Source organism: Flagellimonas nanhaiensis, from assembly GCF_003382275.1.
Lineage (GTDB): Bacteria > Bacteroidota > Bacteroidia > Flavobacteriales > Flavobacteriaceae > Flagellimonas > Flagellimonas nanhaiensis.
This window is the reverse complement of record NZ_QTJX01000002.1, coordinates 1167537-1189000: the sequence shown is the minus strand read 5'-3', so window position 1 is coordinate 1189000 and position 21464 is coordinate 1167537. Positions and strand designations below refer to the sequence as shown.

Genomic DNA, 21464 nt, shown 5'->3' with positions numbered 1-21464 from the left:
GGGGTGGGTCACTTTCGTCCGGCCAGCTATGGTCACTTTAACCCGGCGAGGGTGGTATACTATGTCCGGCGTTTCCAATATGGCAAACTTACATGATACTTTTATTGAGTTCAACGATATCATCTATCTCAGTCCAACGAAAAAGGCGGAGCTGCGGACATCTAGAAATTCCATTAGAGATGATATTACCAAATACTTTAATGAGAAAAGGGACAAGCACACTGTAAAATACAAAGGCCAAGGTTCCTTCTCCACAAATACCTGCATATTGCCCATAAGTGGGGAATACGATGTGGATGACGGTGTCTATATTTTTGGAAAGGAAGAAGACCGACCGACCCCGCAAACCGCTCATAACTGGATTTATGAAGCGGTAAAGGATAGGACCAACCAGAACACCATTGACAAAAACACCTGCGTCCGTGTGCAGTATGCCCGGAACTATCACGTGGACCTGCCCATCTATTACAAAACGACGGATACCGAGAATGAGTTTTTCTATGATTCAGAGGACATTCCGGAACTGGCGCATAAGAGTAAGGGATGGATTCAAAGCGACCCCTATGCCTTTAGAAAGTGGTTTGATGGTGAGGCCAGCGGCAAAGATCAGCTTAAAAGAATCATTAGGTATTTAAAGGCCTGGACCGACAACAAGTCACATCTGAAACTTCCAAGCGGCATGGTCTTCACTATTTTGGCTGTGGAGCACTATGTGCCTATGGACCGGGACGATGAGGCCCTACTGAAGACCTTAGAGAACATTCAAGGCGCAATTGATGATACCAGGTCTTGGTCGGCCTCCTACAGCTGCTACAGGCCAACCATAGACACCAAGGAAAACCTAATGGACAAGTATGCTTCGGATACCCGAAAGAAAAACTTTCTGGATGCACTGGACAGTTTTATCATTTCGGGAAGACAAGCCTTGGAATTAAAGAGCAAGAAAGATGCCTGTGCAAAATGGCAGCGGCATTTGGGAAATAGATTCCCCTGTTCCAATATTCAGGAGGATGATAAAGATTTGGCAAAAACATTTGTGGTCCCAGATGTAATAAGGGACAATAAATCGGCATAATATTGGAACTGAAGGACCTCTTTGAACATTTGTGCAAAACTGAGCAATGCCGGATAGTCGATATCGACGAATACGGCACTTTGGGCTATCCTTTCTCAGCTGGGGGACAAGTATGGGAAATTTGTTCCGATATAACTTATGATGGTGAACATTTGGAATTGGTACTTTATTTGGATTTTCCTCCTGAATTTCCGCTGATGTTGCCAAAGCTATACCTTGAAAGAAGCATTTATGATGCTATCAAATACATTCCCCATATCAATAAAGATTGCTCAATTTGCATTTTTGATGAAGGAATGAACACCCTGATTCCCAAAAGCAATCTCCCTTATTTTGTCGACTTTATTTTGCACCGGGGAAAGAGAATAGTGAAGGATGGCGAGAATGAAGACTTCAGAATTGAAGAGTTTAGGAAGGAGTTCAAGGCCTATTGGGACCTAGAGTATTCTGAAAAGGATAAGGTATATCTGGTTGGATTGCATTCTATTTCCGGTACTGGAAAAGAGGTCAAGGCCATCGGCTTTCAAAACCAGACATTGGCGGGGTACCACTACTTTTTGTATACGGAGGATGATGAGCGCGAAAAGATTGAAAAATACGCTGAAGCACGAGGTTCTAAGATAAAGGAAATGGCGGTGCTGGAAATCGATTTTGAAAAAGTGGAGCCGCCATTCCAAATGTCGTATCGGGAATCATTGGAGCATATACGTGGGGCCCAAGACAAAATTGATGCTTTCAAAAATTTGTGCAAAGCGCATTCCCTTAGCGATATTTTAGTGATTTTTCGAAACCAGAATGTGGGTGCCATAGAGTACTATGGATGGATATATGAGGATGTGATTGTGCAACCAAGAAAATTCAGTGGGATACGAAGAAAACCCTCAAATTTTCAAATCGTATCTGAATCGCGCTGGGCTGAAACAATGTTTGTCCAACGCCTTACTTTTGACAATCTAGGTGAGCAAAGGCTATCGAAAAGGGCCGCAGGTGTCATTGAGCAGAAACACAGTGTTTTGTGTACCGGTTTGGGAAGCGTTGGCTCAAACCTGATTTATTTTCTTAAAAACTTACCGGTCAACCACTTTGGACTTATTGATCCCGAACAATTAAAAGTCGAAAACATAAAGCGGAACCTACTCGGATTCCGCAGCACCAACAAGAATAAAGTAGATGTGCTGGCGGATTTTTTAATGGACCATTATCCGGGCCACGAGATTGAAAAACGACAAGCATCCGTTACTACTGTTATAAATCAAGAGTCCGATTTCATCAATAAGTTTGATATCCATATTGTGGCCGTGGGCAAGACCATGGTAGAAGAGTTTATCCTCAAAAAAGTAGAATTGGGCATTTTGACAAAACCTTTACTTTTACTTTGGGTGGAGCCCTACTTAGCTAGTGGCCAATTGTTGTTGGTAAAGCCCGAAGATGCTGGAGTAGCTGCAAAATTAGTCAAGAAATTTGACTATGCGGTAGTGTCAAATGAGGATACGCCACAACAGGCAGTTTATCTTATAGAAGGCAGTTGTCAGTCTGGATATTTTCCCTATTCTTCTACTTTTTTGACGCATTTTTTATCCGCAGTATTTCCGGTCATAAAGGATGCTGTCCTTCAAGGTGTACCGAAATCTGAAGTATATACTTGGATTGGCGACAAGGAATTCGCCAAGAGCCAGGGCTTGGTTCTCACAGAGTTTGGAGAGGCCCATCCCACTTTCTCTTTGATTCGAAACGACATCAAATGATAATAGAGCTAGGAAACATCAACCTGAAATTTACCAACAAAGCTTTTCGGAAAATGCAATCCTATATACAGGATGATGGTTTGAAAAAGGAGGCAGGAGGAATACTTTCAGGCTATTGTATTGATAATTTCAATTTCAGTATTGTGGATGTAACTATGCCCTATGAAAAAGATAAACGCAGCAAATTCGGTTTTTGGCGGGCCAGTCGTCTGCACCAGCGCTTTTTGAACAAGATTTTTAAGAATAGTAAAGGTAAGTGCATTTACCTAGGGGAATGGCATACACATCCCGAGGACTACCCTACACCGTCCGGACAGGACAGAAAATCAATGATAGACCAAATTCAGAAGAGCGAACTAAATTCTGAAAAGATTTTTGCCGTAATTATGGGCCGAAAAGGATTGCACCTAAGTGTTTTGGAAAGAAAAGGAGTTGTATTCGAAATAGAGTATAAGTTTGAGGAGCTTTCAAGTAACTTGGATTGATTAAGATTGTATAGTGTGCAAGATAATCCGGTTGCACTTTTTTTCTGATTAATGATTTAGGTATGCAAACTAAAACCAGAATTTCTTCAACTCCCAGTGAACTTACCCAAATTAAGTCTTGGTTAAAGAAGGAAAGTGATGAGACGGGAGTAGGCTTTTATGGTAATTGGAATACTATACAAGAGGCATGGGAGAAAAAGCGGTGTTTTATTCTTTTGCACAAAAAATCGGTTGTTGGATTTCTGGTATATAGAACGACTGGACCCGTAGCAAATATTATGGTTTTTGATGTAAAGCCTGGTCTAAGAAAAGAGGGGTTCGGCAGAAAGCTTTTCAAAGGATTTACGGAATTTTTGAAAAATAAGGGTGTTGTTGTTATTGAACTGTTTTGCTCCCCACAAACTTCTGAAGGATTCTGGCGAAAACTTTATTTTGAGAAACTTGCAGATCTGTATGATGTAAAGAGCAAACGAATTGATATGTACAAGATCATTGTTCCTAAATTGGCCATTACGGAAAAATCGGACAGTGCTGAAACAATTGCACTTTGGGATAAGGAACAGCACGAGGTTTCGGATTGTCCCCCTAAATGGGTTTGGGGGCTGCGCTTTAAAAAAAATAGTAGAGAGTTGGAGAGACCCATAGTACATCCAATAAATTACAAATGGTTATTACTATGGAAGCAAGGTAATAAGGTACTGCATTCGGCACCCATCGGGGACTTTGTCAGCGCAACAATTGAGTATGGTAGTTTTATGGTGATTACAAGTTTGCCAAGCCAGTAATTATGGCTAGGCTGTAGCAGGTTTTAGGAGAGGTAATAGCCTGTATATGATAAATTTATATATACAACCCATAAAATCAACCTCCATAATATGTTATTGAAATTCATATTATTAATCGACGTCAGGTGATATTTTGAAGGGTAACCAAGACATATAATTTTAAGGTTGGTCATTTTAAAGAGTACCTTTTCAGCATTGCCCCTAGTAACGTTCCTTTTTAGAATGGATTGAGATTGACACCTCTGCCGTTGAAGAATCTCCCTTATAACTTTTGATTCATTGAATTTAGATAGGTTGCTTTTCAATGCATTTGACTTCATTGGCAAAAAGCCTTGAACCGAAGAAATATTCAACAAGCTTTTGTAAAAATATTATACTAGGATTGTCAAAATGTTTTACAACAAGAAAATGTTTGTTTTCTATTTGATTGATTTATAGAATTTTATAATATGGCATGATAATCGTATCCCGATTTATAATAAACGAACCATCATGTTAATTAGCTATTTGAAGACCATTCTAAGGAGGGCAAACAGAAATCGACTCAACACCATTATCAATCTATTTGGCCTATCCGTTTCCATAGCATGTTGTATCATCATTTTATTATTTGTCGACAACCAATTTGGGTATGACAGCTTTCATAGAGATGGGGATAAAATATTCCGTGTCAACACCCATGAGACCGAAGAGGGCATAACACGAAGCTTTGCAAGTTCTTCGTTGTCGATTGCGCCCTTGCTGGATTCCCATCTTCCTGTGGTCAAAGAGACCGTTCGCATGTTGCCCCAAAGTGTGAGTGTAGGGTATGCGGAAAAAGATAAGGTTTTTCAAGAACCAAGGTTTTTTTATGTAGACCCAAGTTTCTTGGAGATGTTCTCTTTCACAATACTTCAGGGCAACCAGAAAACAGCCTTGGAAAATCCAAATAATATTTTGATAACGCAGTCCATGGCCAAAAAATACTTTGGTTCAGAAAATGCAGTGGGAAAAGTGCTTAACATTGAAAAAGAGCACTTGTTTACGGTCTCAGGAATTCTTAAAGACGCTCCAATACAGTCCAGTATAAAATTTGACTTTATTGTTCCCATGAAAGCTGCTGAAGACATCTGGGGGTCATGGATTGGTGACATGAGTAAAACATGGTACTACCCTCCAGTCTACAGCTTTGTAAAACTCAATTCAAACATTACTGAGAAGGGAATTGCTGAGTCACTTCATAAAATTGAATCTGAACATATTCCAAAATATATTGCCGAATCACGTTCATTTTCATTGGAAAGGTTACGAAATATTCACTTTACCAATTTGGAAAATGAGCTACATCCCACCATAAACAAAAACGTGCTTTATCTGTTTGTGGGCATTGGAATAATAATTTTGTTCATTGCTGCATTTAACTTCATTAATCTTTTCCTTGCCAAAATAGTTTTGCACTTAAGGTCTGTTGGTATTCAAAAAGTAATGGGCGCCAACAATCGAAACGTTTGGCGACAGTTGTTGACCGAAAGCTTCTTGTACATTTTTGCATCCTTGCTATTGGCATTTGTCTGGGCCGCTATTTTTCTACCTGCGTTCAATTCACAAATGGAAACTGAAATAACGCTTTGGGCAGTTTTTGATAACGGTATTGTTCTCTACCTCTTTGCAATTCTGATATTGATTGGTTTGGCTATTTCTATAGTACCATTGATTTTCATATCCCGGTTTAGGCCCATTGTCTTTTTAAAGGGAAAAGGCGGTGCCATGTTTACAAAAAATAAAACATCATCTACCCAATCTACATTGGTGATTTTGCAATTCATCGTTGCCGTTACCCTGATTATTTCGACCGTAATTATACAATCGCAAATGCATTATATCAAGAACAAGAATTTGGGAATCCAAAAAAACCAAACACTGATTGTTCCTGTCTATGATGAAGCCATTCAAAACAGATTTGAATCGGTCAAAGCACAGCTTACTGGAATAAATGGCATAAAAGAGGTATCGGCCATATCCAATTTCCCCTGGGAAAAAGGATTTTACGATTTTGAAACCCTGATAAGCAACCAAGGTGTCGAAACAAAGGCAAATACAAAAACCCTTTTGGTGGACAATAATATCATTCCTGCACTGGGGATGACCATTCTTGAGGGTAGGGCCTTCTCATCCAAGCATGGAACGGACTCCACCATGGCATTTGTCATGAATGAATCAGCGGCTGAGAAGTTCGGCATACAAAACCTACAAGATGTAAAGTTGACAATGCAAAGCATCACTTCCGGAGAACCAAAAAAGGGGAATCTTATCGGCGTTGTAAAAGACTTTCACCTACAATCATTACATGAAGAGATTGAACCTTTGATTCTAACCATTTCACCTAAGCGTTATTTTATTGATAACATCATCATTCAAATTTCAAGTAAGGATATTCCCCAGGTCATTCAACAAGTTGAAGCACAGTTGAAGGCATTTGCTCCAGATAGGCCATTTGATTATTATTTTTTGGATACTGCTTTTGAAAAGCTGTATAAAAGGGAACTGCTTATCGGAACCCTCTTCAATTACTTTTCAATCATCGCCATTGTAATTGCCTGTCTGGGATTGCTTGGAATGGTTGCTTTTGCAACTTCCCAAAGACTTAAAGAAATTGGTATACGGAAGGTTTTGGGATCTTCTGTAATAGATATCGTGAATTTATTGACGTTCAGCTTTATCAAACTCATTTTACTAGCAATAGCCCTTGCGGTGCCTTTGGGATGGTATTTTATGAATAAGTGGTTGGAAAATTTTGCCTATAAGGTCACCATTGGTTGGTGGGTCTATGCATTTTCAGGCCTTTTGACATTGCTCATAGCTTTATTTGCAGTAGGTTGGCAAAGCTATAAAGCCGCTATCACTAATCCTGTTGAGGTCATAAGAAATGAATGATAACATCATTTTTTGTAAAAACTCTTTCTTTATCGATAGAAGAATGCCTCGGTCTGAACGAATTTTTAGATTGAATGAGCAAGCCTCAAGATTCTAATAGGGGCGTGAATTCTATGATTGAAGCCTTAATGAAGAGGTAGGTCGCTAATGAGCTTAAATCTAAAGCCCAAATTCAATATTTAGGCAATCAAAAACTATGATTAGATGTGGTCACACAAATTGTGCCATTTATGGCACTACCGTTGTACAATTTTTTTCTTTCAAGGCAGTGCTATTCTAGGTCCTTTTTTGTATTCTCATCAATTCCCGTTTAACAAGTCTTCAAACTCGAAGCATATTGTCCAAAATTTAGCGTTGTAGAATTAAACGGAAGACTATCAAGAAATAGTTACGACAAGGTTGAACACTTTTCAATTTGCAGTTTTTGAACAGATTTGATCATTTAATGAAGAATCGAAATCTTATTTGTTAGAAAACGCCAAAATCAGTACTCCCTCTGGTTGTTTCTAAGAAAACTATTCGGAAAATTATGCGCCAGGGTTACTAGTAGTTGTTAGTTGTACTTTTTAATTTTTCTTCATAACGAATTGAAGTACTTCAAATGATATATATCTACTTGCAGATACGGTAAAATTTTTCTTTATTTCGAAATCAATCCAGTTCAAAATGTCAGAAATTATTAATATTCAATATGATTCGCGGCTCTTAGAAACTAGAATACATTTGGAAAATCTTACTATAGCGTCATCGAACCTTAGTGAGTTCAACCATCGAAATCCGGAGAAAGACGATATTGAATTTGAGTACCTGGAGGTTAATGGCAAGTTTATCTTACGACGCATAAGCGATTCACCCTACCCACATTATTCGGAAAGATATCTGCCCTTGGGCTGGTTCATCACTATGCTACGAAATAAGCAATGGCATTCACATTGGGTCAAATATTATCCTGAAAGGATGTATAGCTATTTCCTCGAATTTTATAGTCTTTATGGGGCATCTGAGATAGATTTGTTTGTTAAGCTCTTCAAAGATTTTGTTCCCTTGGGCGACTTCCTTTCCACTGAACATCAGGACCTCATAAGGAACAATTTCAATGAGCATTGCCGTATTGCTCAAAGCTATAGGTAAATACTTCCGTCAATGACTGATTCCAAAACAAAAGAGGCTATTTCCCAATATCGTGGTGGTGTCCTTATGATTGGTTCCTTGTTTTGGGACCCGTCAGAAATTCGTCATAATTGGAGAAGTAGACACTTGAAACCATTGGAAACAGCGATAGATGTTCAGATTCCTATTCGTTATGGCCGAATATCCAAATCTAGGGATGACACATTCACTATGGTTTTCTCAAAAGAAATTGAAGGTGGCGAGTCAATGGGAAGAGGTAAGTTTCTGGAATTTCACGGCAATCCCAAGTCTCCAGAGGAATTAATAAATGAGGGGTTAGAACTCATTAAGGCAGAATGCAACACAACCGAGCTGAATTTCTCAGTTTTCAATTGGAGCTGGGGGACAATAGGTATAGGGTTAAACCCCAAAACTGCTATCTCAGACAAAAGCGGTTTTGGTCCTTTCATTGAGCATTGGAGCAACCAATATGGGCGCAGGAAACCTTTAGACCCTGATGAATATAAGGTAGGTCAAGAGAACAGAGTCATTACCCCAAGTGGAATATTAGAGATTGTCTGGCCTCGGGAATTGACCGAAATCGATTATTTTATCACAACATTAACGAAATCTGGGCTGACGAATTACCCAAGTGCTGAAGAAATTGCCAAAGCAATGCATGACGCCAAGGACCGGACCTATTTTGAAAACAATGTGAAGTACGGGATTTTAACTTTTCAAGATGAACAAATTGAGACGGTGTTCAATGATTTGTCGGAACCTCAATCATAAAGCATAAGCCGGTGCAAAATGATAAAAAAGGTTCACATAGTTACTAATTCATTCACCTGATCAAGAACCTCACTTTCAAAATCCTTTAGGTAAATTTCAGTGGTCTTAATTGATGAATGACCCAAGCTTTCACTTATTAATGCAGTGGAAATACCCATATACTTGGCAATGGTCGCCCAGGAATGACGAATGGTGTAGGTGGTAAACTTTGACTCTATTCCTGCATCATGTGCAATTAGCCTTAGTCTTTCATTCATGCGCCTTCTTTGACTTTTATATTTCTGGAAGTGTTTGGTTGAACCATCGTAATTGGTAGGAAAGAGATAGTCGCCATTATACTTGCTATTCATATATGGGAACAAGAGAGTTTTAAGTCTTGGATGGATTTTGACAGACAAGGGTGTGCCCGTTTTACTTCTCCCATAGTAAAGCCTGTCTCCTTGAATGTGGTCGATTTTTACCTTTACCAAATCAATGAAGTTCATGCCTTTGCAATAAAACATGATAAGGGCATAGTTTCTGGCATTCCAAATAGGACTAAACGGCTCATACTTTAACTCACAGAGTCTAAGGATTTCCTCTTTGGAGATGGCTCTCTTTTTTGTCCTTATTGTTGCAGGAATTTTATAAGAATCAAATACATTCTTACTTGGTCTATAGCGTTCTTCGCTAATTGCCTTATTGTATATCGACCTGATGGCCCTTAATATGATCCCAATTGTATTGACACTGTTGCCTTTCCCTCTATGATGGGCTTCAAAATTCTTAAGAAAGGTGACCGTTAAATCATAAAGCATAAGGTCCTTTCCGTCATTGTATTTGATAATTTCTTGGACACCTTGTTTATACCATCCAGCGGTGTGCGGACTGTTGGCATTTAGACTCCTTTGAATCACAACCTTCGACCATTCTAGCAAGGATATCTCATTTTCAACCTTTTCTTTGATTTCAGATTTCAGCCTACTTTCCCATTTTTCTACAATGTGTTCCAAAAGCCGATCAACAGTTATTAGCTCTATACTACGGCCAATTTCACGTAATAGTTCCTTAGCCAAAAAGAACTTTCTATCCAATTCTGTGTTGATGGAATCACAGTCGAGATTCTTGTTTACGAAAGCTGACTTCTTAAGTTTCAATTGGCTATGATCCCAACCATTGGGTAATGTCCACACATCCATTCGAATAGTCCTGTACCGATGATGAAAGACTCGTAGAACTACAGGAAATAATCCGGTCCTTTTACTTTTGGACTTAGGTTTATTTTCCAATATTAGGGATATATGAGCCAATGGAATGAGTGTTTTTGAGTGAATTATGGATCAAAACACTTGGAAGATAGGAAGAGAAATTAACTAAGAATACCCTAACTTTTTGTTTTATAAATCCTTATAAATATCGATAAGAGTATCATAAAATGTACCGTAAAACATTGAACATGAGCAAAATGGATAAATTACTTATTAGATTTATAAAGCAAAATTAAAGGCTGTCACGCAGGGGGTCGCGGGTTCGAGTCCCGTCCAGACCGCTAAAAGCTCCGAGATTATCGGAGCTTTTTCTTTTCAAGGGTATTTAGTTAAATAAGACCTCCATACAAGTAATTGATTTTCAAGAATATCATTGTCAATTTTTGTTATTTTTAAAACCGATTCAATTGGGCTATGTCCAAAAAAGATAGAATCCATGAAATTACTTCTATGAAAAATCTCAAAAAAACTGAAATAGCAATCAACCTTCATCGCTGTGGCATTTCAATTTGCATTTTTGTTCTTGGACTTGCTCTTTTCTCCTGCTCCGAAGATGCTCAAAAAGATGAGTCTAATAATGAAATATTGGGATATTCCCTTGAAAAGCTGCAGGCAGCAGAAGAATGGGCCAATAATAACACTAAAACCGCTGCTGTGGTCATCCTCGTTGATGGCCAACCATTGTATCAATGGGGTAACGTTGACACTAAATACATTTCTCATTCAACCAGAAAAAGTTTCATGAGTGCCCTGTTTGGCAAATATGTGGATGACGGCACAATTGATTTAAATACAACTATGGCCGAACTAGGAATTGATGACATCCCTGAATTGACCGAGCAAGAGAAGACTGCCACTGTTGAACACTGCATGCAATCAGCTTCCGGGGTGTACCATACTGCGGAAGCCGAATCGGATTTTATGCACGATTTAAAACCATCACAAGACGAATACCTTCCTGGCACGTTTTGGATATACAACAATTGGGATTTTAATGTTTTGAGAACAATCTTTGAACAGGAGACCCAAACAAACTTCTATGAAGCCTTAAAAAGTGATATTATGGACCCCATCGGGGCAAATTTTCAGTTAGCTGATAGTATCTCCTGGGTACCAACCAGGTCTGTACACCCGGCCTATATGTTCAAAATTTCGCCTACGGACATGTCCAAATTTGGTCAATTAATGTTGGATAAGGGAAATTGGGACGGTAATCAAATCATTCCAAGGGATTGGGTTGAGGAAAGCACCAAATATCTCTGGGATGCCGAAATTTATGATGGGGACGGCTACGGATATATGTGGTGGGTGGCCACAAATGCCAATGCACGGCCCTATTTGCCCAATTGCAATCTTCCTGTAGGAACTTACTCTGCGCGGGGAGCTGGCGGCCAATGGATGGAGATTATTCCTGAAAGGAATATGGTCTTTGTCCATATGGTTGACACTTATGTGAGGGACAATGTGGAATTTGGTGATATTGGCACTCTTCTTCAAATGGTTTTGGATTCAAAAAATTGATCTCGACCACATAGTGCGAGCTCATCAAAAATTCTATTCTACCTTCACCTACTGCTCCTTATAGGTCAATCTTTCTAAATTGATTTCTCCAATCCTTTTGGTAAGCTGGAGATCCTCGTACAGTTCAATCTCTGAATCCAGGAAATGATAGGTGTATTTAGGACTATACAAGGTGGGATTTGCTTCTTCAAAGCCTTGAAATACTGTCTGGACCTTTGAGACCATTTGCAGGTTTTTGGTCTTATTGTTGAGCAGGGCCTCCGCCTTTTCCGGACTTACCTTGAACAATACCAGACCATTTACGTATTTAGCTTGATTTGTCTTGTTCAACACCTGTTGCCCATAAGGTGTTTTTGGAGAAAACTCAAAAAAGTAGTTATTGTTTGTGCTGCTATAATCCATGCCATAGGTATTCCTCCTGTTAGTGGGAAGCGTTATCCAGAACCCATTTTTATCGAAGTCATATTGCCCCTGAAATTTAAATGTTTGAACCAGATAAAAACTCTCCGTACCATTACTGAAAAAGTCCTCGCTCCACTTCAATATTTTATCCAAATACTTTTCTACGAAGGACACATATTTTTCATGTTCAGTGAAATCATCAGATTGATGTCCACCCCATTTTTGGACAAACGGACTCTTCCCTGTTCCACTCCAGTCATTTAGAAAATATTCTTTTTTCAGTTCTTCAGTTCCTATCATAAAAGCAAACTCCAACAATGTTTTTTGTGCTAAACGGGATTTTACCTCTTCCTCCACTAAATTCCTGTTTTGTGGTGTCAGGGCAGTTCTATCCATCACCTTAAAATGGTCTTTGAGGGTATGTATCCTTGCCAATTTCAGGAACCCCGAATAACCCAGCTCCATTTTTCGCCTTTTCTCTCCCGCCTCCGGAGTAAGCTCCGGTCTTTTGGGATTGTCGGGCATCATGTAGAAATCACAAGAACCAAATCGTGGTAAATCCTTGAACTTTTGGACTGCAATGTCCTTGAAAGCTGGGTCCGGAGATTTGTAAACCAAAATGGCAGTGTCAGTATAGCTGTTGGTCTGTTTTTTAGTGTTGTTCTTTTTTGATGCTTCGGGCTGAGAACCTTTGTTATTTTCAGCACTAGGTTCATTTTGGGGATTTTTACCTGCATCTTCATTTGCACTCAGGATTTCATCCGTCTTTTTTAGGACTTTTTCTTGAGCCTGTTGTTTCAGTTTTTTGAAAAACTGTGCATTCACATTTTGAGAGCCTACTATCAATTGCATGAAAACCATTACAAGAACGTACGTTGTATATCGTTTCATAGGCTTAGTATTTTGATTTTAGGCTTTGAATATCAATCTCCCCCATTTTTTGGGTTAGGGCAATATCCCGATAAACCTCAATGGTCTGACTTTCCAGCTCAAATTCCAGTGCAACATTGGTGTGGTTCCTTATTTTGGGATATACTTTTACTTTAAAAACCGTAAACACTGGGGCTCTTTCCTGTAAATTCAATTCCTTGGCAGTAGACGGATCTACGGATAAAAAGAATTTCTTTCCACTGGATTCCAAGGCTTTTTCATTTTCCGTATATGGTAAAAAACCAGAGTGGTGCAGCATAAAACTTGTTCCAAATCTTGAGATGACATTGGAAATCCAGTAGCCTTTGTTCTTAAAATCATATTTTTCTGCCACTGCAGCCCTGTTAACATAATAGGCAATTTGGGTGCCGTCTTTATAAAATGTCCCACTCCAATCCTTCAAGGATGTAAAGTAATTTTTAAGGAAGCCTAAATAGCTTCGCATTTGGGCAAATTCATTTTTGCCTGCGCCTCCCCAATACCCAATACGTTTTCGATCGCCAGCCCGATCGTAAAAAACACAGTTTGACTTGGTCTCAGAATCACAAAAACTGTCTTTCAACACACCATCGGAACAAACATAACTTGCCACTCCCAACAAATGTTGCTGGGAAAAATAGGAGTTTTTGACTTTTTGATCACCTGTTTGGGTTTGGTCGTATTTGGTCAATTTTGATCGATCCATATCACCATAGGCATCCTTTAGAAATTTGAGTTCCACTAGGTTTTTATAGGCCATGTTATTCGTGGGAGCTGTTTTACCCCTGTAAAAATAGAGGCTACCATATCTCGGCAATCCATCATGGCTTTGTATGACAACATCGATAAATTCTTTGGAAGGAGCCTTATACGTGATAACATTATCATCGTTACCCAGTGAAGCTAGTTTTTTTGTAGGCTCTTTGGATATTTTGCCACTTTGAGTGTCCTCCTTTTTTGTTGAAGGAACCGGGTTCGATTCTTCACTTTCCGAAATTCCTGTTTCGCCCTCCTTACCATTTAAAAGTTCATCCGTCTTGTCACTTGCCCGCTGAACAATCTTCTCTTCAACGTTCTTCTTTAGTTTCTTAAAGAATTGGGCTTGAGCCGGGATTGGAATTGCAAAACTCAAAAGAAATAGGGCAAAAATGAGTTTGATCTTCATACTTTTCATTTTCATGGCTTTTGTTTATCTGGTCTTGTACACCATTGTTTCTATATTGATTTCACCCACTTTGTTGGTAAGTCCATCATCGGAATAAATCTCAATGACCGGACTGTTCAATGTATATGTTGTTTTTAAATGGTCTGCGCGGTAATTTTCCATGCCGTCCAACGATGCCATTACATCCAAAACCAAGAATATATGTTTATACTTTTCTGAAAAAGTTTCCGCTTCTTCGGGAGACATTTTATATAATATGGAGGTGCCGTTGGGATGCATCAATTTACGCTCCGAAGTGTTGATGGGTTGGAGTCCTCTCCATCGCAATAGAAAACCATTTTGATAAAACTGGTTGGTATCCAGCCAATAGCCCCCATCCTTGAAATCATATTTTCCCAACTGTGCTTTGGCCACAAAATAGCCATCAATCTTATTGGTAGGATGAAGGGAATTGCCCCATTGCTGAAGTTTTGGAAAAAGTTCATTGACAAAAGTGGTATAGGCCCTTAACTGTTGAAATTCTGAAGCGCCCCTACCTCCCCATGTTCTAATATTACGAGGCTCATTATAGTATCCGTCCTCCTTAAAGGTTGAAGCACAATCTTCCCCCTTTTCATTACAGAAGAAGCGTTTAAGCTCCATTTTTGTGCTCAAGGCATTGGCCAATGCAAGCACCTGTTGTTGGGCCGTGTAGGACTTTTGTTCCTTGTCGTACATGTTTTGTTTTCGCTCCGTGAACAGACTTCTATCCATAACACTGAACATATCTTCCTTATACCTGATTTTGAGTAGCTCTACAAACGCATACTTGCTTGCCATATTATGGCTCATTCTTTTATCTACATCATAATAATTGCTATCCTGAGGTTTAACATAAGTGCCATCTGCCTTAATGTAATACTCATCCTGAGTTCCAAATCGCAATTTGTTCTTATGGGTTTGAAGTGATAGAGAAATAAAACTGTTGGAAGGCGAATCATAAACCACTTCCTCTCCCTGTCCCCAAAGGCAATGCTGAAATACAATTAATGCTGAAGCAAAAAGTATGTTCTTTGTTTTCATGGTTTTTTTAAAGTGAGGTTATCCAATGAGATTGTTGTGAAATTTTTGGTGAGGGCAGCATCCTCATAAATGAGGAGCTTGCTATCTTCATGGGCATAATTAAATTCAATTGGGTCACGAGGTTGGGACAAAGTCTTACCTGAGTACTTCAGCTTGATTTTTTTGACCAGATACAACCAGTTTATGCCTTCTTTCATAAAACGCTCTGCAGAAGCCTCATCTACTTTTAGAAAAAATTGCACCCCATTTCTTGCGTCAAGGTTTTTTGCCATTTGGTTTTCGTAAGCGGCAACCGGTTCAAAAATCACCTTTTTGGCACCACCAACCTTTGCCGCAAAAACATCATTCATATTGAAATTGTGGCTTACCCAATACCCCTTTTTATCAAAATCATACCCTCTTGCAACATGCAATAAAGACACATGGTATCCAACCAATTCATCATTCTTTAAAAAGTCCTTGCTCCATTCCTGCAGCGAACCAAAGCAATTATCCATAAAGGATTTATAGTTTCGAAGGCGTTCAAACTCGTTTTTACCTTGGTTGGCATTCTTGCAGCTTTCATCTAAACAGATATTGGGAGCCACCTGTCTTAGAAGATAATTTTGCAGATATGCTGAATTCTGTTGTTCTTGGGGCAAGCTGCTAGATGGTGTGGTTAGACGCTCCCGGTCCAGATCAGTCAAAAAAGGCGCTCTATAATTTAGTCCCAACATGATGGATAAATTGCGCAGTCCTGTTCTTGCTCTTCCAATTTTTTCAACATTCTCCGGACTTTGGCGACCCCTACTGGGCATTGTCCGCATGTTGGAATTCTTACTTTTGGGCCTATAGTCATTAAGAACCCCAAACCGAGGCAACCCTTTGTGAGTTTGGAGCACTATGGACACAAACTTTTCCGAAGGTGGGTCAAAAACCATCAAGTCATCCACTAGTTTAGTTTGTGCATGTCCTTGAAACATAAAAATTGCGAAAACAAGTATGCCGAATCTCATCGGTTCCATCTTTAATTTGATTTACTCCCAAGTTACAAAACCCTCCATATTCAATATCAGACCATTATCGGTATTGACGACCGTTTTCCAGCCTCACAGAAACATCAAAAAAAGAGGGAAAAACAGCGACATTTTGTTTGCTTAAAAAACCGGCCATGGAATTGGAACATCTAAGCTAGACATTCCCTCGGCCCTAAACCATGTCCACTTATTCTACGTAGGGTTATTCAATATAACCGTTCTTATCTGAGGGATTTCCGTAATCCTTGGGTGCAAATACTTGACAATGGGGCCAAAACGTTTAAATTTGGGTTACATCAACCTCCAAGCATGTCAGACCTAACCCGTAAAACCTTTTTCCTCTTTTTATTTTCTTTCTTCTCACTTTGGTCTTTTTCCCAAAAGAGCGAGCTTGATTCGTTACAGCAAGAATTGAGCTTATATGTAAAGAGAGATTCCGTAAGGGTTGGCCTGTTGATACAAGCTGTGAGTACAATGACCTACTCCAATCCCTCAGAGGCTTTCCCCTATGTAGAAGAGGCCATTGCCATATCCTCCGAGATACAATGGAAGAAAGGAGAGGCCCTTGGTTTGCGTCAAAAAGGAAATCTGCACTACGTTCTGGCAGACAACCTGAATGCATTGGATGCTTACCAAAAAGCATTGGGTTTGAGTCAAACCATACAGGACAAGCAGTTAACTTCCAGCTTATTGAGCAATATTGGAAATATACATGCTGATTTAAAGGAGTATGATAAAGCTTTGGAGAATTATCGAGCCTTTTTGACCGCTTCACAATCATTGGGCAACGTTCCCAACGAAATAAGGGCTCTTTCCAATATGGCCATTGTTTATAACGATATTGGCAATTTTAAGGAAGGCATATCTTATCTGGAAAAAGCCTTGGCATTGGCCCAGCAGGAAAAAAATGACCTCTTTGTGGCCGCTATCACCAACAACTTGGGTTTGGCATACAAAAATCTAGAGCAGTACCCAAGAGCCTTGGAGCACTATCAAGATGCAGCGATTCTTGCTCAAAAAATAGGCAATAAATATATTGAAGCTTCGGCATTGAACAGTATCGGTAAAGTTAATGTTTTGTTGGAAAAGTACGATTTGGCCCGGGAAAATGGGGAGAAGGCCCTTCTCCTCTCTAAAGAGATCGAAGCAGTGGAATGGCAGGCAGATTCCTGGAAAGTACTCAGTACGGTTTATGAACAGGAAGGAAGAACAGCGGAGGCACTGGATGCCTACAAGGAACATATTCAGCTCAGAGATAGTGTGCTGAACGAGGAAAAGAAATCTGAATTGACCCGAAAGGAAATGGAATTTCAGATGGAAAGACAAGAAGCAGAGGCCAACGAGGAAATAAAAAGACAGCAGCTGGTCAAAAACGGGTATCTGATTGGAGCAATTCTGCTGGGCCTGATTTCAGTTATAGGCTATTTTCTATATAAACGCCGGCGTGATGCCTTAGAAAAAAAGAAGGTGGCCGAATTCAAAGCCAAGGTGGCCGAAACCGAATTGAAGGCACTTCGCTCACAGATGAATCCCCATTTCATTTTTAACTCTCTAAATTCAATCAGTGATTTCATTTCAAAGAATGATACAGAGCAGGCCAATGAGTATTTGGTCAAGTTTGCCAAGCTTACACGTTCCATTCTTGAGAATTCAGAAAAGAAGTGGATCACTCTTGAGGAAGATTTGGAATTAATAAAGCTCTACATACAATTGGAAAGCCTACGACTAAGGGACGAGTTCAAATATGACATTAAGGTAGACAAAGACATTGAAATGGATAACACCTTGGTCCCTCCCTTAATTCTTCAACCGTTCATTGAGAACAGCATATGGCACGGGATAGCTAAAAAAGAAAACGGTGGTCAAATCAATATAGAAATCAAGAAAGAAGGCGAAATGATTCTGTGTATTGTGGAAGATAATGGGGCAGGTCGTTCCAAAAATATGCCTGCAAACAACCAGAAAAGTTCGTTGGGAGTTAAGATTACCGGCAACCGATTGGACATCATCAACCAAGCAAAAAATACAATGAGCTCCATCAAAATGATTGATAAGCCCGAAGGGCTTCGGGTAGAGCTAAAATTACCATTAGAACTTCAATTTTAGAAGCATGCTGAACGCTATAATCGTTGATGACGAACAACATTGCATCGATAGACTGACCGAACTCTTGCAGAGGCACAAGGACAGTATCAAAATAATTTCCAACTGCAAAACAATTGAAGAGGCCGAACAACAAATTAAGGTTACCCAACCCGATGTTGTTTTTTTGGACGTACACTTGAACAACGCTACCGGGTTTGACTTGCTTTCCCTTCTGCCCAAAATGGATTTTGAGGTAGTTTTCACCACTTCATATGACACCTACGCCCTAAAGGCATTTAAGTTTTCTGCTTTGGACTATCTCCTAAAACCTATTGCCTCTGAAGATTTGGAAAATGCCGTCCAAAAGATTGTTCATAACCGGAGTCTTAAAGAGACCTCGCAGAAAATAGATGTCCTTTTCCACAACTTCAAGGACGGAATTGTTCAACCCAAAAGAATGGCAATACCAACAGTTGAAGGATTTACCATGATTGAAATCAATAATATCGTTCGATTTCAATCAGATGCTAATTACACCCATGTACATACGGTTACCAACAAGAAGGTTACCGCCGCCAAAACATTAAAATATTTTGAGGAAATCCTTGGCAGTCACAACTTTTTTAGAATCCACAAATCCCATTTGATAAATCTGTCCTTTGTGGACAACTATATTAAAGGAAAGGGAGGTTACGTGACCTTGTTGGATGGTTCCAAAATTGAGGTTGCCGTGCGACGAAAGGAAGAACTGCTCAAGAGGTTGGCTTTTTAATTAATCCAAACATTGAAGACCACATTCCTTTTTATCTATCTAAGGGCCCATCAATTCTGTCTTAGTGAAATGAACTCTTTTTGCGAGATCAATTTCCCATTTGAATCTATTCCTTCAAAATGAATTATAAATTGTTCTTGTTCAAATGAATGAAAACTGATATGAGATTCTAAATCGGCTCTTAGTGTTAAATTAGGTTCCCAGTGGATAGCTCCTAATAATTGGAATACCTCATCTTTAATACTTAGATAATTAGGTGCTTCATAAGGAGTTGAAAAGGCATAGCCATGTGCTATGGGCAGCACTTCATACTTCTTTTCTTTAGCTCGACTTTGTCGGTTCAAGGTTATGGAGATTGCTTTAGGTGAGTTTGAATCGTATGAAATTCTTGATACCAAGCTAAGAGGCCAGTCTATCAATTCTGTTCCATTACTGTACATTCCATCAACAAATATGGGCAACACCGGATGTGGAAATCGATTTGAAGCAACCACCAATCTAGAATTTTCAACGGACACCCTAAATCCAAGTCGCCGCAAATAAATTGTAAGAGAGCCATACCTATTGGCATCTTCCTTGGTAACCTGATGATTTGCATAACCAAGATATGATCCTCCGATTCTATTTCGACGTCCCTCCAGAACAACTTCATCCAAGTTGATCGTTTCTGGCTCTAATAAAGACATCCCAGTTTCAGTGGGGTCGAGTTCTGGATAAAACTCAGAAACAAATTCTTGCTTAGGAATTTGTACTGCATTTTCAGTATTGCCCATATCTAAGTTAACCTCAACTTTTGGCTTTCTTAGTTTTCCTTTTTTATCGAATACTGAGATGAACAATGAATCTCCCTCATATAGAATCTGGTTAACAGAGAAGGATTTATCCTCTTCCAACAGTGTATAGAAAGCATTGCCCATTTCTTTAGTGTAGAACCAAATTTGTTCTTCATTGCCCAAATCCGCATCCAAAATCTTTCCAGATAGGCCAATACCGTTCTCAATGTTGAACGTTTCTTCCCATTCTCCGGTTTCAATAAGCTTCCACGGATAACTCCCTCCTCCATTCAATAGCAATTGAAGTTCGGTGTTCAACAATGATTGTCTATTGTTGAGTTCCAGATTTCTTCCCACACCTCTGAATGCATTCTTTATATAAGGTTCTACCAGCATGGAAGAAACAATATTTTGCCTTGGACGGTAAGCTATGGACCTTGCCGGAAGAACAGAAACACTCAGATGTGCTAAACTGTCCGCTTTATTGTTAAGAGCGACACTTAGCACTACTGAATCCTTAGTGCCATTATATTCATAGCCAACTTTCAGCTCTTTCCCCCCACCAACCAGTCCATGGTCATTGAAAACAAGCCGTTCCGATTGAGGAATAAGGTCAGAATTGAACAAGGTAATCGAATTTAAACCACCATAAAGAGACTTTTTGGGAATTTTTATAATTGTACTTGTAGAATCCAATATCAATTCTTTTACAAAAGACCTAGTGTTCTTTTTGAAAAGTAAAAATTGCACATTTCCCCGTTCTTTTTCCAAAGTAGCTGGATTGGTATTGACCGCAAGGTTTATGTAGGAAGAACTTATTGAAGCTACATTGACGTTTATACCTTCTTCGGTTGCCTGAGGCAGTGTTTTAAAAATCTCATTTCCATTCTTAAAAGTGACCCTCAGCTGATACTCTTTGGAGTGCTCTATATACATATTGAATTTCCCATAACCATATGCGTCAAACGAAATACCATTGTCTTTGACGCCACCTTGATCATCCAACAAGGCAATGGATTCTACTGGGTTAGTTTTTGAAAAGGCGTTTTTAATTTGAAATCCAATGACATTGTTGGCTGAGGAAATAATTTTACCCCCTTCCGGAAAAACATCGACCAAAGGCGTATAGTCAATGGTGGGTTCAGTGTTCATGGCATTTAATCTTGAACCCGAATTGAGAATCTCTATCCTTTGCCAATATGCTTTTACTTCTTCAAAGTTGTTCATCCAATTGGTCCAAGCTTTTATGTAATAAGAAGAATCCGTAAAATTCTCATCAATCAGAAATTGACCATGCCCAATACCATGCTCAACATAAATTATTTCTTTCTTAACCTCCTGCCCTTTAGAATTATAAAGTGCAACGTGAAGATTTGATGTTGACACAGAAGGAAGCTCTTCATTCTGATCGTAAACATAAGCTGCAAACCAAATGTTCTCACCTTTAATAAAAGTTGTTTTGTTCAAATGGAGAAACACGTTTTCCCTAAGTGGGCTAAAAAAGGTTTTAACCTCATTCATCAACAATGAACTTGCTCTTTGACCGAGAAGGTCTGGTGAAGTTAAAATGAACAGAGTTGAAAAAAACAAAATTGAACTCTCAGAGT

General features: G+C 39.3%; 16 protein-coding genes. 10 read left to right on the top strand and 6 right to left on the bottom strand.

The features are described 5' to 3' along the window. The 7 genes from DX873_RS12890 to DX873_RS12860 form a co-directional block, all read left to right on the top strand. On the top strand, window positions 1–1075 hold a 1075-nt coding region (locus DX873_RS12890; protein ID WP_232520912.1), incomplete at its 5' end, for a CBASS cGAMP synthase. 2 nt (window positions 1076–1077) lie between these two features. Next, window positions 1078–2820 (top strand): ThiF family adenylyltransferase, encoded by a 1743-nt coding sequence (locus DX873_RS12885; RefSeq protein WP_147296663.1) that lies wholly within the window; start codon window positions 1078–1080, stop codon window positions 2818–2820. Then, complete coding sequence (locus DX873_RS12880; RefSeq protein WP_116184824.1) at window positions 2817–3305, top strand: Mov34/MPN/PAD-1 family protein; 489 nt, start codon at window positions 2817–2819, stop codon at window positions 3303–3305. The genes DX873_RS12885 and DX873_RS12880 overlap by 4 nt, the downstream gene beginning before the upstream one ends. 62 nt (window positions 3306–3367) lie before the next feature. Continuing rightward, window positions 3368–4090: a GNAT family N-acetyltransferase gene (locus DX873_RS12875; protein ID WP_116184823.1), complete on the top strand. Its 723-nt coding sequence runs from the start codon at window positions 3368–3370 to the stop codon at window positions 4088–4090. Between the two features lie 492 nt (window positions 4091–4582). After that, window positions 4583–7003 carry an ABC transporter permease gene (locus DX873_RS12870; protein ID WP_116184822.1) on the top strand — a complete coding sequence of 807 codons (2421 nt, stop codon included), beginning with the start codon at window positions 4583–4585 and terminating at the stop codon, window positions 7001–7003. Window positions 7004–7669: 666 nt separating this feature from the next. Continuing rightward, window positions 7670–8134, top strand: a complete 465-nt coding sequence (locus DX873_RS12865) for a hypothetical protein (protein WP_116184821.1) — start codon at window positions 7670–7672, stop codon at window positions 8132–8134. A gap of 12 nt (window positions 8135–8146) precedes the next feature. Then, complete coding sequence (locus tag DX873_RS12860; RefSeq protein WP_116184820.1) at window positions 8147–8905, top strand: hypothetical protein; 759 nt, start codon at window positions 8147–8149, stop codon at window positions 8903–8905. A gap of 32 nt (window positions 8906–8937) precedes the next feature. Here the strand turns inward: DX873_RS12860 and DX873_RS12855 are convergent, their stop codons facing one another. Continuing rightward, complete coding sequence (locus DX873_RS12855) at window positions 8938–10083, bottom strand: tyrosine-type recombinase/integrase (protein ID WP_147296662.1); 1146 nt, start codon at window positions 10081–10083, stop codon at window positions 8938–8940. A 483-nt stretch (window positions 10084–10566) separates the two neighbouring features. Between DX873_RS12855 and DX873_RS12850 the strand changes: the two genes are divergently transcribed. After that, a complete protein-coding gene (locus tag DX873_RS12850) occupies window positions 10567–11673 on the top strand; it encodes a serine hydrolase domain-containing protein (protein WP_116184818.1) in 1107 nt (368 codons plus the stop codon). A 48-nt stretch (window positions 11674–11721) separates the two neighbouring features. Here DX873_RS12850 and DX873_RS12845 read toward each other — a convergent pair whose 3' ends face one another. Genes DX873_RS12845 through DX873_RS12830 form a run of 4 tightly spaced genes read right to left on the bottom strand, consistent with a single transcriptional unit; the run spans window position 11722 to window position 16215 of the window. Continuing rightward, on the bottom strand, window positions 11722–12966 hold the full coding sequence (locus tag DX873_RS12845) for a hypothetical protein (protein WP_147296661.1): 1245 nt from the start codon (window positions 12964–12966) through the stop codon (window positions 11722–11724). A gap of 4 nt (window positions 12967–12970) precedes the next feature. Next, window positions 12971–14158, bottom strand: a complete 1188-nt coding sequence (locus tag DX873_RS12840) for a hypothetical protein (protein ID WP_147296660.1) — start codon at window positions 14156–14158, stop codon at window positions 12971–12973. A 15-nt stretch (window positions 14159–14173) separates the two neighbouring features. Further along, complete coding sequence (locus DX873_RS12835) at window positions 14174–15211, bottom strand: hypothetical protein (protein WP_116184815.1); 1038 nt, start codon at window positions 15209–15211, stop codon at window positions 14174–14176. Next, a complete protein-coding gene (locus DX873_RS12830) occupies window positions 15208–16215 on the bottom strand; it encodes a hypothetical protein (protein WP_147296659.1) in 1008 nt (335 codons plus the stop codon). Before DX873_RS12830 ends, DX873_RS12835 begins: the two co-directional genes overlap by 4 nt. Before the next feature lie 321 nt (window positions 16216–16536). Between DX873_RS12830 and DX873_RS12825 the strand changes: the two genes are divergently transcribed. After that, window positions 16537–18333: a tetratricopeptide repeat protein gene (locus tag DX873_RS12825; RefSeq protein WP_116184813.1), complete on the top strand. Its 1797-nt coding sequence runs from the start codon at window positions 16537–16539 to the stop codon at window positions 18331–18333. Window positions 18334–18337: 4 nt separating this feature from the next. Beyond that, complete coding sequence (locus DX873_RS12820) at window positions 18338–19084, top strand: LytR/AlgR family response regulator transcription factor (protein WP_116184812.1); 747 nt, start codon at window positions 18338–18340, stop codon at window positions 19082–19084. A gap of 50 nt (window positions 19085–19134) precedes the next feature. Here the strand turns inward: DX873_RS12820 and DX873_RS12815 are convergent, their stop codons facing one another. Next, complete coding sequence (locus DX873_RS12815; RefSeq protein WP_147296658.1) at window positions 19135–21378, bottom strand: hypothetical protein; 2244 nt, start codon at window positions 21376–21378, stop codon at window positions 19135–19137. Between the last annotated feature and the right edge of the window lie 86 nt (window positions 21379–21464).

Coding starts and splice junctions, on each gene's coding strand:
- DX873_RS12880 (WP_116184824.1), top strand. CDS start 2,817: ATGATAATAGAGCTAGGAAACATCAACCTGAAATTTACCAACAAAGCT.
- DX873_RS12875 (WP_116184823.1), top strand. CDS start 3,368: ATGCAAACTAAAACCAGAATTTCTTCAACTCCCAGTGAACTTACCCAA.
- DX873_RS12870 (WP_116184822.1), top strand. CDS start 4,583: ATGTTAATTAGCTATTTGAAGACCATTCTAAGGAGGGCAAACAGAAAT.
- DX873_RS12865 (WP_116184821.1), top strand. CDS start 7,670: ATGTCAGAAATTATTAATATTCAATATGATTCGCGGCTCTTAGAAACT.
- DX873_RS12860 (WP_116184820.1), top strand. CDS start 8,147: ATGACTGATTCCAAAACAAAAGAGGCTATTTCCCAATATCGTGGTGGT.
- DX873_RS12855 (WP_147296662.1), bottom strand. CDS start 10,083: ATGGATGTGTGGACATTACCCAATGGTTGGGATCATAGCCAATTGAAA.
- DX873_RS12850 (WP_116184818.1), top strand. CDS start 10,567: ATGTCCAAAAAAGATAGAATCCATGAAATTACTTCTATGAAAAATCTC.
- DX873_RS12845 (WP_147296661.1), bottom strand. CDS start 12,966: ATGAAACGATATACAACGTACGTTCTTGTAATGGTTTTCATGCAATTG.
- DX873_RS12840 (WP_147296660.1), bottom strand. CDS start 14,158: ATGAAAAGTATGAAGATCAAACTCATTTTTGCCCTATTTCTTTTGAGT.
- DX873_RS12835 (WP_116184815.1), bottom strand. CDS start 15,211: ATGAAAACAAAGAACATACTTTTTGCTTCAGCATTAATTGTATTTCAG.
- DX873_RS12830 (WP_147296659.1), bottom strand. CDS start 16,215: ATGGAACCGATGAGATTCGGCATACTTGTTTTCGCAATTTTTATGTTT.
- DX873_RS12825 (WP_116184813.1), top strand. CDS start 16,537: ATGTCAGACCTAACCCGTAAAACCTTTTTCCTCTTTTTATTTTCTTTC.
- DX873_RS12820 (WP_116184812.1), top strand. CDS start 18,338: ATGCTGAACGCTATAATCGTTGATGACGAACAACATTGCATCGATAGA.
- DX873_RS12815 (WP_147296658.1), bottom strand. CDS start 21,378: ATGAATGAGGTTAAAACCTTTTTTAGCCCACTTAGGGAAAACGTGTTT.